The sequence below is a fragment of the Spirochaetota bacterium genome, from assembly GCA_026415295.1.
GTDB lineage: Bacteria > Spirochaetota > JAAYUW01 > JAAYUW01 > JAOAHJ01 > JAOAHJ01.
Genome location: JAOAHJ010000025.1, coordinates 31768 through 43017 on the forward strand (window position 1 = coordinate 31768; position 11250 = coordinate 43017).

Annotated in this window: 10 protein-coding genes; 4 read left to right on the forward strand and 6 right to left on the reverse strand. The window is 20.7% G+C overall.

Annotation, left to right across the window (positions count from 1 at the left end):
• Positions 1–11 precede the first annotated feature (11 nt).
• Positions 12–1073, reverse strand: a complete 1062-nt coding sequence (locus N3A58_06060; GenBank protein MCX8058960.1) for a FecR family protein — start codon at positions 1071–1073, stop codon at positions 12–14.
• A 338-nt stretch (positions 1074–1411) separates the two neighbouring features.
• Between N3A58_06060 and N3A58_06065 the strand changes: the two genes are divergently transcribed.
• From N3A58_06065 to N3A58_06080, 4 genes are read left to right on the forward strand one after another with little or no spacing between them, the layout of a single operon-like run.
• A complete protein-coding gene (locus N3A58_06065; protein MCX8058961.1) occupies positions 1412–2257 on the forward strand; it encodes an ABC transporter ATP-binding protein in 846 nt (281 codons plus the stop codon).
• Positions 2258–2292: 35 nt separating this feature from the next.
• Positions 2293–3330: a DUF4097 domain-containing protein gene (locus N3A58_06070; protein MCX8058962.1), complete on the forward strand. Its 1038-nt coding sequence runs from the start codon at positions 2293–2295 to the stop codon at positions 3328–3330.
• A 22-nt stretch (positions 3331–3352) separates the two neighbouring features.
• Positions 3353–4177, forward strand: coding sequence for a hypothetical protein (locus N3A58_06075; protein ID MCX8058963.1), 825 nt, complete (start codon positions 3353–3355; stop codon positions 4175–4177).
• Positions 4178–4184: 7 nt separating this feature from the next.
• Positions 4185–4532, forward strand: a complete 348-nt coding sequence (locus N3A58_06080; protein MCX8058964.1) for a GntR family transcriptional regulator — start codon at positions 4185–4187, stop codon at positions 4530–4532.
• A gap of 215 nt (positions 4533–4747) precedes the next feature.
• On the opposite strand, the gene N3A58_06085 is transcribed toward N3A58_06080, so the two are convergent.
• From N3A58_06085 to N3A58_06105, 5 genes are all read right to left on the reverse strand, one after another.
• The gene (locus N3A58_06085) at positions 4748–6052 is read right to left on the reverse strand and encodes a type III PLP-dependent enzyme (GenBank protein MCX8058965.1); all 1305 of its coding nucleotides are present in this window, start codon (positions 6050–6052) and stop codon (positions 4748–4750) included.
• A 111-nt stretch (positions 6053–6163) separates the two neighbouring features.
• The gene (locus N3A58_06090) at positions 6164–8044 is read right to left on the reverse strand and encodes a DUF115 domain-containing protein (GenBank protein ID MCX8058966.1); all 1881 of its coding nucleotides are present in this window, start codon (positions 8042–8044) and stop codon (positions 6164–6166) included.
• 5 nt (positions 8045–8049) lie between these two features.
• Positions 8050–9909, reverse strand: a complete 1860-nt coding sequence (locus tag N3A58_06095; protein ID MCX8058967.1) for a transpeptidase family protein — start codon at positions 9907–9909, stop codon at positions 8050–8052.
• Between the two features lie 27 nt (positions 9910–9936).
• Positions 9937–10284: a DRTGG domain-containing protein gene (locus N3A58_06100; protein ID MCX8058968.1), complete on the reverse strand. Its 348-nt coding sequence runs from the start codon at positions 10282–10284 to the stop codon at positions 9937–9939.
• Positions 10285–10389: 105 nt separating this feature from the next.
• Entirely contained in the window at positions 10390–10773 is a 384-nt protein-coding gene (locus N3A58_06105; GenBank protein ID MCX8058969.1) for a RidA family protein, read from the reverse strand.
• Between the last annotated feature and the right edge of the window lie 477 nt (positions 10774–11250).

Sequence of the window (11250 nt, forward strand, 5' to 3'; positions counted from 1 at the left end):
TTTCAAGCATTTTAATTTAATATTTTGTTTAATATAATTAATTTAATAAACAAATTCTCAATGTTTTGAATAGTTTCATTCAGTTGTTTATAATAATTGTTAATTTCAGATTGAGTTAAATTCGCTTTGGGCAAAAGGTTTTTTATCAATTCCACAAGAATTTTTATTTTGTAAATATTTTTATATGTAATATAATTTATTGAAGATAACATATTTCTAAAAGCTGACCAGTAACCTTTTTCTTGTGGATTCAATTCTTTTTTTTCTTTAATTAATTGAAATATTTTTTGGAACCAAGCATTATTGTAAATTTCGTTTACTTTAGATTCCAGAAATTTGGTATTTTTATTTAGAATGTTTAGGATTTTAAATATTTCTTTTATTCTTATTTTGGCAATTTCTGAGCTATATCTGTTTCTTAAATTAATAAAGTTATCTATGGATTTATGTTCTTCTTTGATATTTTGCTGGGAAATTTTTTGAGGTTTTTTATTAAATTCAATAATTGTTGTTTCATTTTGTTCAACAAAAATTGAATTTTTTTCATCATCATCATATACTTGGACTTTTCCTTCATAAACTTTGATTATAGAATCTCCTAAATCTGAGGAGGCAACTTCAAACTCAGTCCCTCTAACTGAAGCTATTCCAGTTGGAGTATTTACTACAAATTCTTCTTTACCAGTTAATTTAGAAACAAAGAGTTTAATTTTGCCGTAAAATATACTTAAGAATGTCGTATTTTCATTATTGTTATTTAAGATTTGAGAAAGTGATAACTTTGAGTTTTCAAATATTGTAATAGTAGTGTTTTTATCAAGAAGAACTATTTCTACTTTAGACTCTTTTTCTGTAGTGACTATATCATCTGAACTTATTAATAAATCTAAATTAATTTCATATTCTTTTTGTTCATTTTGCTTAAATATTTTTGCTTTACCTGAAAAATAAGAAATTTTAGCAATAGGTTTTAAATTGTTTAGTTGATTAGTTTGAGAAAAAATTTTATTATTAAAATAAAATAATAAAATAAAAATAAATATAATAAATACCAATTTCTTAAATTTTATCATAAATCATTTACTCCTTAATAATAATTGAGTTTTTATTATTAATAACATTTTTAAAAGTTAATAAAAAATTTTTTATATTTTTATTTTTATAAATACAATAAATATATAGAATTAAAATTAGAAAAATACAACTTTTATTAATTTAAAAATTTTTTTAAATTTGATATAATTCCATTTAATAAAGATCAATTTTTTAGTTGACAAAAATAAAGAGTGTATTACTTATATATGTATATATATACATATATATGTATATATTTATTTTAATATTAATTTGATTTTTGATTAAAAGAACAAATTTTAAATATTTTTAATTAGTATGCTTATAAGGAGGATTCATGATAACAATAAAAAATTTGTCATTTTCTTATCCTAAACATAAAGTTTTCGATTCCTTAGAAATGAATTTAGAAAGTGGGAAAATATATGGATTGCTTGGGAAAAATGGTTCTGGTAAAACAACATTGTTTAAATTAATATCTGGAGTTCTTTTACCTGAATCAGGAAATATTGAAATAGATGGATTTAATACTATTTCTAGATCATTTAAAATTTATAATGAAATATTTTTTTATCCAGAGGAAATATTTATCCCTGAAATGAAGATTAATGAATTTATTAATGTTTTTTCTGCATTTTATGAAAGGTTTAATAAAGATAAACTTTATAATTTATTAAAATTTATGGAGATACCTGAAGATTATCAAATATCAAAGTTATCTTATGGAATGTTGAAAAAATTTTATTTAATTTTTGCTCTTTCAACTGAAAATAAGATTTATCTTTTAGATGAACCTACAATAGGTCTTGATATTCCTTCAAAAAGTCAGTTTAGAAAAATTATACTTGATTCCTTACAAGAAGATAGAATATTTATAATATCTTCTCATCAGGTTAAAGATTTTAATAGACTTCTTGATGAAGTTATAATAATAGATAATGGAAAAATAATTTTTAAAAAAGAAATGGAATACATTAATGAAAATTATGGGGTACTATTTCTTCCTAAGGATTATCCAAATAGAGACTATATATTATATGAAGAAGAGGTAATTTCAGGAAAAATTTGTATAGTGGATAAAAGAAAAATGATTGGATTACCTGAAAATGTAAATATTCAGGATATTGATTTAGAGATACTTTTTAATTTTGTATTGACTTGCAAAGATAAATTAAGTTTTTAATAAATATTCAATATATAAGAGAAGAAGGAGATAAAATGAAAAAAGAAATTAAGTATTTATTAATTATTGGCTTAATATTTATTTTTATTTTAATTTTATGTTCATATTTATTGACAATAAAAAGAAAAAATGTAGATAAAGATTTTAAAAGTGCAAATTTTAAATTTAATAATTATATAAATAATATAACAGAAGAACTTATAGAAAAAAAATTAAAATATAAATATTTTGAAGAGAAATTTTCGGAGTTTAATAATTTAGAAGAGTTAAAAAATATAGATATAGAATTAATAAATATTAACTTAAAATTTAAAAAAAGTGATACTTCAACTATAAGAGTTGAAACAAGGCTTACTTATCATTCTAAATCTGAAGAAGATCTGAAAAAATATATAGATGAATATAACAAAGATATAAAAATAGAAAAGGATAGCTTTGTTATCAATTTTAGCCCTAAGAATAAATTTTATGGACCTGATATATTTAAAAATATAAATATTATAATAACTGGAGATATTACAGTATTTGTTCCTTTAAATTTAAAGTTAGAGAAATTTATTATTGATATAGTTTCTGGAGATATTGATTTTAAAGAAGTAAATATTATGACAAAATGTGAAATTAAAGGGATTTCTGGAAATATTTCAATAGAAAAATCTGAATTTGATAAATTAAATGTAAATCTAGTTTCAGGAGATTTTGAAATAGAAAATTCAAATATGAATTATTTATTTGTAAATAGTGTTTCTGGAAATTTTTATGCTGATCTTCTAGTTTCAAATATACAAAAATTTCAGATTAAAACTATTTCAGGCAATATTGAATTAGATGTTAATAATAATTTTGATCAAATATATCTTGAAACTGTTTCAGGAGATATTAAATTAAATATTAAAGGTTCTTCTTTTAATGATTTCTATTTAAAAGCTAATACTCTTTCGGGTGAAATTAATATAAATGATAAAAATTATAGTCAGAAAAAAGGAGAAATTATACTAAATGAAAATATCAAAGATAAGAAAGTGATAATAAATAGTATATCAGGTGATATAAATATTAATTCTTTTAATTAATTATAAAGGAAAGGAGCATTATATGGAAAAAATTTATAAAATTAAAGATAATAGATTAAATTCATTTAAAGATAATTTAACAAGAATAATTAAATTTGTTAGAATGGAATTTTATTTGAATTTGAAAGATATTTTTTTAATTTTATTTATTATTTATGGTATTATAATGATTAATTTGATATTAAATTTAATATTTAAAAAATTTAATTATAAAAATATTATAAACATAGAACCTTTCTATTATATAGCTTTATTTGTTGGACTTATCGTTATAGTTTCAAATTCATTTACCAGAATATATGAGAAAAAGTGGACTATTTTTTATTTAACCTTACCAGGTTCAGTTTTTCAGAAAGTTTTTTCAAAATTCATTTTTTCAGTTATCATTTATTTTATAATTAATTATCTATTTTTTATTTTTTCATATTTTATTTTATATGGGTTCACTATTATTTTTTCATTAAAAATGAAGTTATATAACTTAAATTATTTTGTTAAAATTTTCACAAACTCTTTTTTTGGATATTTTTGGATTAGTTCTATTTTCTTTTTCTTTTCTACAATTTGGGAAAAAAATTCTTTTTTTAATACTGTTCTTGTTTTATTTTTATGTTTACTTTTTTTAAATATTTCTATTTTTTTATTAGTAGACATATTAATTAAATTGAATATAATTGATGTTTTTAATTTTCAGCTAAACTTAAACGATTTGATAGATATTTTATATAGTGAAAAAAAATATAAATTATGGACCTTCTTAATAAGAATAATATTTTATTTAATCCCCTTTGTTTTTTATATCTTGTCTTATTATTCTTATAAAAAAAAGCAAATTACTGGGAGGTAATGAATAGATGAACTTGATGGATAAGATTCCTATATATAGCAAAATTTATGAAAATATACTTGAAAATATATTATCTGGGCAATGGAAAGAGAATGATAAAATCCCTTCTATTCGAGATCTTGCACTTTTGGCAGAAGTAAACCCAAATACAGTAATGAAAAGTGTAAGCAAGTTAATAGATATGGAAATATTAGAAAATAAAAGAGGAATTGGTATTTTTGTTAAAGAAGGTGCTTATGAAAAGGTTTTAAATATAAAAAGAAGGGAATTTTTTGATGTACTATTGCCTATGGTTATTAAGAGAGCAAAAATATTAAATATTGATATTGTTTCTGAAATAAAAAAATATTTGTAATTTTTTATTAATATTTGTTTTAAAAATTAGGAATAAAATAATAAAAAATGATATTAGATAAAGTTTTTATTTACTATAATTTTTATAAGTTTACCAATTTCAATAAATATTATATTATATTAAAAAAATATCTCAAATCAATGGTAAAATTTTTTTATTTAAAAAATTAATAACAACTAAAATAATAGAGTTTTTAAATTATAAAATTATTTTTATCAATTATTTTCTTCAGATTCATTATAATTTTCTGAAACAATATTTAATGAATATATATCAAAATCAATATCAATATGTTCATTTTCGAGTTTATCGTTATTATTTAAATAAAGAACTTTAGCTGGTTTAAATCCATTGAAAGCTGTAGCAGACATAATACTATATGCTCCAATATCTGTAGATAAAATATAATCTCCAATTTCAAGATTATCAGGCAAAAATATATTTTCATCAATAATGTCAATTGAATCACATGTAGGACCAGCTAATGTATAAGGTATGAGTCTATCTTTGTATGATATATCTAAAAATTTTTTGTCCAAAGGTATAAAATTAAATTTAGCATGATCATAAATTACTCCAGAGTAACAACCATATACGCCATCATCCAGAAAAAGAAAATTTTTTCCAAATCTTTTTGACTTGCCAATAATTTTTGTTACAAGTGTCCCACATGGACCTGAAATAATTCTTCCAGGTTCTGCTATGACCTTATATTTGTACAGCTCATATTTTTCATAAATTTCTGAAAGTTCTTCAAAAAAAGTTGCGAGATTATCAGTGCCAGACCCACCTATAGTATCAATAGGAAATCCTCCTCCAATATCTATTACTTCTAATTCAATATTATATCTTTTGTATACGTTTTCAAAAATATATAAACAATCTTGAATCGATTTTTCATAATTTTTTGAAGAGAAGCTTTGTGTTCCAACATGAAAAGCTACACCAATAGGATTAAAACCGAGCTCTCTAGCAAAATAAATTAATTCAATAGCATCTTCAACTGGGGCACCAAATTTTTGAGAAAGATCTGTTTGGACACCTTCAGATTTAGTAAATATTCTAACTATAGCATTTGGTATATGTTTTAGTTTGAATTCAGTTAAGTAATTTTTTAATTTAACTAGTTCATGAATATTATCAAATGTAAAAGCCCAAACTTTATTTTTGCATGCAGAATAAAGGCTTTTTTTATTTTTAATTGGATTTGCAAGGATCATTCTGTTACCTGGAATTTTCAATCTATCAAGAAGTTCTATTTCTCCAGCAGATGCAACATCAAAATTAAAATTATATTTTTTTAATAGTTCTATAATGTACTTGTCAGCGTTTGATTTAACTGCATAAAATGGTTTTATTTTAGGAAGATAATCTTTAAATAAATTTATAGACTTTAAAATTTCTTTTTGCTGAATAATTAAAAATGGGGTAGAATGTTTTTTTAATAATTCATTTGCGATAAGAATTTTTCTTGTTACTCTTTGGTTTTTATCTTTGTCAAGTATTTCTAAATAATTCATTTCTATTCCTTTAATTTATTATATTATTATATTTTTAATGAAAAATTGTTTTTAATTTTATTTAAAAATTAATAAAAATTAATCTATAAAATTGCTTGAAATCTATTTAAATTAATTTTCTAAAATGTAAAGAATTTTATCAAGACTTTTATAAATATTTTTATAAAAATTTAGTGAATTATATAAAAATTTTTCACTATCAAAAAATTTACAAAATTCAATATCAAGTATTTCTTTTTGAATAGTTAAATTTATAATTTTAAATCCTTCTTGATAATTTGAGATTTTATCTTCTAAAAAATTTAGTTGTAATAAAATAGAATCAATACTTAAATCATTTTTTTTATATTCAAATATTTTTTGATAAAGATATATTATATTTTCAATTAAAGTTTTTAGTTGATTTAGTTCTTCCTTTAATTTTTTTATATAATTACTATATGCTTCTTTATCAAAAAGTTGAACTTTTGTACTCTTATCTTTTTTAATATTTTCATATTCTATTTTTATTTTTTTTATTAAATTTTTAATATGTCTTTTTCTTTGGAGGGAAAATCTATCAAATTTATATTTAATAATATTTTCTGGATTTTTATAGATAAATTTTTCATTAAACAAAACATCATTTGTAAGAAAATATGTTTTATTATCAATATAATTTGAAAACCAATATGAAAACATTTCAAATTTTACATCTGTTCTTACTATTTCCCCTTTCAAATTTTTAAATTTAAAAGGTGAATTTTTTAACATAATTTTTGATATTATATCGATATAAGTTTTTTTATAATTATCAAAATAATAAAAAATATCTTCATAAAGACAATTTTTTGAATGTAACAAATTATCTGTATATGCTAAATCAAGTCCTATTAAATATTTAATTGGTGAGTTAAACAGTTTTGCAAGGTCATAGGCTGCTGAAGTTACTGTACCACCAGAAGAAAGTTCTATACATTTTTTATTTTTAAATTTATCAAATATAGGTATTGGATGAAAAAAAATAGAGGTAAAAATTATTACACCTTTGTATTTTTTTAAAAAAATTGGATTAATAGTTGGTGGAACAATACAAATTGGCAATTTATCTTTGGATATTTTATTTTGAATAGATAAAATGTAAGAATTATTTATGCTTTGAGCATCGAAAGATACAACGAAATCTGGATAAATTTTGTATTTTACTAATACTCTAAATGCAGTATCTACAGATATTATGATAAATTTGTCTTTTAATTTTTTTATTAATTCGATATTTTTATATAAGGAATTTCCAGCACCAATAATTAAGCATGGAATTTTATCCCCAATATTTTTTAATATAGCTACATTTGGGTAGGTTAAATAATATTTATGATTTTTTAATATATTAATTATCCATCTTTTACCAAATTTTTTAGCAGTTTCAATATTTATCTTTTTTTTGTTTATTAAAGAAATAATTTCATCATAAAAAGGTTTAATTTTATCAAGAATTTGAAAAAGTTCTGGAGTAATGAAAATATTGCAAGATGGAAATTTTATGGATTCTATAAAATTTAAAATTTCTTCCAAATCTGATGAAAACAATAAAATTATATCTTCAAAGTTAAAAGTGTTTAATTTATTATAATCATCTCTATTATTTATAGATAATTCTAATAAATTAAAATTGCTATTATTTTTTTCTAATTTTTCTTTAATAAGTCCCTTTTCGTGATATTTTTCTAATATAATAAAAATATATTTTTTGTTTTTATTACTTAAATTATTAAAAAAATAACTAAGTTTTAGAATAGTTTCAAATTTGCCAATTAAAACTATATTTAAATATGAATTTGAATTAATTATTTCTATGAATGATTGCTTAGTTTTTATTTCAATTTCCCTATTAAAATATATTTTATTAATGTTTAGTTGTAAATCATCAAAGTTTTCTTTTTTATATTTTTTATTTATAAGTGTAAGAAAAATAATATTTAAGTTAATTTTTTTATTTGAAAGATAATTCATTTATTCTAATAATTTTCCTCTTTTAATTTTAAAATAAGGTATTTAATATTTTTAAGATCTTCCCCTGGTTCAATGCTTTGATAATATACAAAGCCTGAACCAAAAACTTTAACTTTAATTTTTAATAGATTTGCAAGATAAATGGCTTCTTTTAATGTAAGATTAACAAATGAAGGAAGCTTGCCATTTGAGTTTAAATAAATATCTTCAACCTTTTTGTAATTTGAAAATTCTTCTATAATGCTTTGAATATCTTTTTTTATTTCTACTCTATTTTCTTTAATATCAATATAATTTTTTAGCTTAATAACTATCTCTTTAAATACTGGTGCAGCAACAGATCCTCCATAGATATTTTTTTTGGGATCGTAGAATATAATATAAATAGAATACAATCTATTTTTATAGTTGAAAAAACCTAAAAATGAAGCTAAGTTTTTATCTTTAAAATATCCTCCTTTAGGATCAGGTATTTGAGCTGTTCCAGTTTTTCCACCTATTTGGACCCCTTCAAGATTTATAAAAGCTTCTCTTCCTGTCGAGTCTTTAGAGATTCCTTCAATTAGTAACTTTTTAATAAATTCAGAAGTATTTTCAGAAACAGTTTTATGTAGAACTATAGGTTTTTCTTCTTTAATTCCTCCACCAGAGTATTCTATTTTTTTTATTAATTTAGGAGAAAAATAGTTTCCTCCATTTATTATAGAGGAAAAAGCTGATATCATTTGAATTGCAGAAACACCTATTTCCTGACCAATATTTATTATTGCTTTAGTCATTTTGGTCCAGTTTTTGGGAGTTTTTAAAATTCCTTTTGTTTCACCAGGAAACTCTATACCAGTAATTGAACCAAAATTTAGAGTTTGTAAAAATTTAAAAAAGGTTTCTTTATTTAAGTTTTCAGCTAATTTAATAGTTCCATAATTGCATGAGTATTTAAAAGTTTTTATAAGATCTATATTGCCATGCTCTGTTAAATCTTGTATTTTAATATTTTCAGTTAATTTATAATAACCAGTACAATAATCTTTAAAATTTAAGTTAATTAACCCATATTCAAAAAGACATGAAAAGGTAAAAACTTTAAAGGCAGAACCAGGTTCATATGAATCAATGAATAAATTGTTTTTAATTTGCTCCATATTAAATAGATAGTAAAGTTCAGGATCATAAGTTGGAAATTTAACTGCTCCTAATATCTCTCCATTTAAAGCATCTTGAACTATAACTCCACACCATTGAGGTTGTTCTTCTTCAAATCTTTTTTTTAGTATTGAGTATAAAAAGAATTGTATATTTGAATCTATTGTACTATAAATTTTATTTTCAGAATTGTATAATATGTTATTAGCAAAATACTCAATACCTTCCATACCCTGAAGATAAATATTGCAAAAACCTATTACATTTGAAAATAATTCTCCTTGAGGATAAACTCTTTTATATTCATCTTTAAAGTAAACTTTCTTTAATTTTTTTTCTTTTAAATTATTATATTCATCTTCAGTAAGAAATCTTTTTATCCATAAAAATCTATTTTTACTTTTTGTTTTTATTTCTTCTATTAAATTATTTTTATTAATTGATAATATATCTTCTAGATCACTAATTATTTGTTTATCTTTTTCTAGATTAACATTTGAAGGATCAATAAAAACAGATTTATACTTATAATTGCCTGCAATTAAGACTCCATCTCTATCAAATATAAGTCCTCTTTTTGTAATTGATGTGATATATAAATTTTCATTTTTTAGAAATTTATATTTTGAAAAAATATAAAAATATCTAATAAAAATAATAACAAATAGAATAAGTATGAATAAAATAAATTTTTTTAATCTTTCCTCAAATTGTATAAGCATAAAAATAATAAATAAATTATAAAATTTTTAATTTTTGTTTTCAGTTATTAATTTATAAATCTCTCCAGATATTTCAAATGAGGATTTTGTAGTCTTAAAAATTGGTATATCATTTTCTGAAGCTTTTATTATAGTTTCAGGATCTGGATCAGTATTATTTGATAGTATAATTCCTGCAATATCTTTTAAAGTAGCTACAGCAATTATATTTGGATGCTTCTGGATTGTTATCCATAGATAGTTTGATTCTATATTTGCAATAACATCAGATAGTAAATCAGAGCAGTAACCCCATGATACATCAAAATTTTTAATATCTACATCAGGGTTAACATGGATTAGATTTAATTTTTCTTTTATAATTGATAATTTCATTTTTATCCTCTTTTAATTAATTTTAATTATAATTTTGTAATGAATTTTAAATTGATTAATTAATATAATTTCAATAAATAAAAAATAGTTGCTAATTTTTTTAAATTAATCAATAAAGGCAATAGCTTCTATTTCTATGTCTGCTTCTTTTGGTAGCTTAGATACTTCTATAGTGCTTCTTGCAGGGAAATCATTTTTGAAGTATTTTGAATATACTTCGTTTACCGCTTGAAAAGTTGAAAGGTCTTTTAAAAAAATAGTTGTTTTTATAATATTGTTCAGAGTTAGATTTTTCTCCTTTAAAATATTTGAAATATTAATTAAAATCTGTTCAGTAGCTTCTTTTATATTATTTTTTATTAATTCTTTTGTTTGCGGGTTTATTGGTAATTGGCCTGAAATAAATATTAGTTTACCAACAACAACAGCTTGAGAATATGGACCAATTGCTTCAGGGGCATTTTTTGAGTAAATAATTTCTTTGCTCATATTAAAACTCCTTTTAAATATTATTATGGAATGTTTTATTATGGAATGTTGAATTAATTTAATATGATTATAAAAAAAAATAAAGTTATTATAATAAAAAAGTCGATAAAAAAGAAAAATTAAATAAAAATAGAATTATAAGTTTACTGAATTTAATAATTTTTTCAATTATTTTAAAAATATTATTATAGATATTTTAGAGATTTATATAATTAAATTTTTTTATTGTTTTTTTATTGGTTTGATATATTATACAAAATGTAAAAAGAATTATTAAATTTAGTTATAAAATTTAAAATCTTATTTATTAAAGGTAATTTTAATGGGAAAAAGAGTTATTCTAAAAGATTATGAATTTAAAGTTAATAGATTAGTTCTTTTAATTGCTTATATAGTTCTAATTTCAGGTTCTATTGTTTTTTTAGTAGATACATTTTTAAAAAAAACTGCCCCAATTGAAGCTCCTTTTTTATATTT

Coding starts and splice junctions, on each gene's coding strand:
- N3A58_06060 (MCX8058960.1), bottom strand. CDS start 1,073: ATGATAAAATTTAAGAAATTGGTATTTATTATATTTATTTTTATTTTA.
- N3A58_06065 (MCX8058961.1), top strand. CDS start 1,412: ATGATAACAATAAAAAATTTGTCATTTTCTTATCCTAAACATAAAGTT.
- N3A58_06070 (MCX8058962.1), top strand. CDS start 2,293: ATGAAAAAAGAAATTAAGTATTTATTAATTATTGGCTTAATATTTATT.
- N3A58_06075 (MCX8058963.1), top strand. CDS start 3,353: ATGGAAAAAATTTATAAAATTAAAGATAATAGATTAAATTCATTTAAA.
- N3A58_06080 (MCX8058964.1), top strand. CDS start 4,185: ATGAACTTGATGGATAAGATTCCTATATATAGCAAAATTTATGAAAAT.
- N3A58_06085 (MCX8058965.1), bottom strand. CDS start 6,052: ATGAATTATTTAGAAATACTTGACAAAGATAAAAACCAAAGAGTAACA.
- N3A58_06090 (MCX8058966.1), bottom strand. CDS start 8,044: ATGAATTATCTTTCAAATAAAAAAATTAACTTAAATATTATTTTTCTT.
- N3A58_06095 (MCX8058967.1), bottom strand. CDS start 9,909: ATGCTTATACAATTTGAGGAAAGATTAAAAAAATTTATTTTATTCATA.
- N3A58_06100 (MCX8058968.1), bottom strand. CDS start 10,284: ATGAAATTATCAATTATAAAAGAAAAATTAAATCTAATCCATGTTAAC.
- N3A58_06105 (MCX8058969.1), bottom strand. CDS start 10,773: ATGAGCAAAGAAATTATTTACTCAAAAAATGCCCCTGAAGCAATTGGT.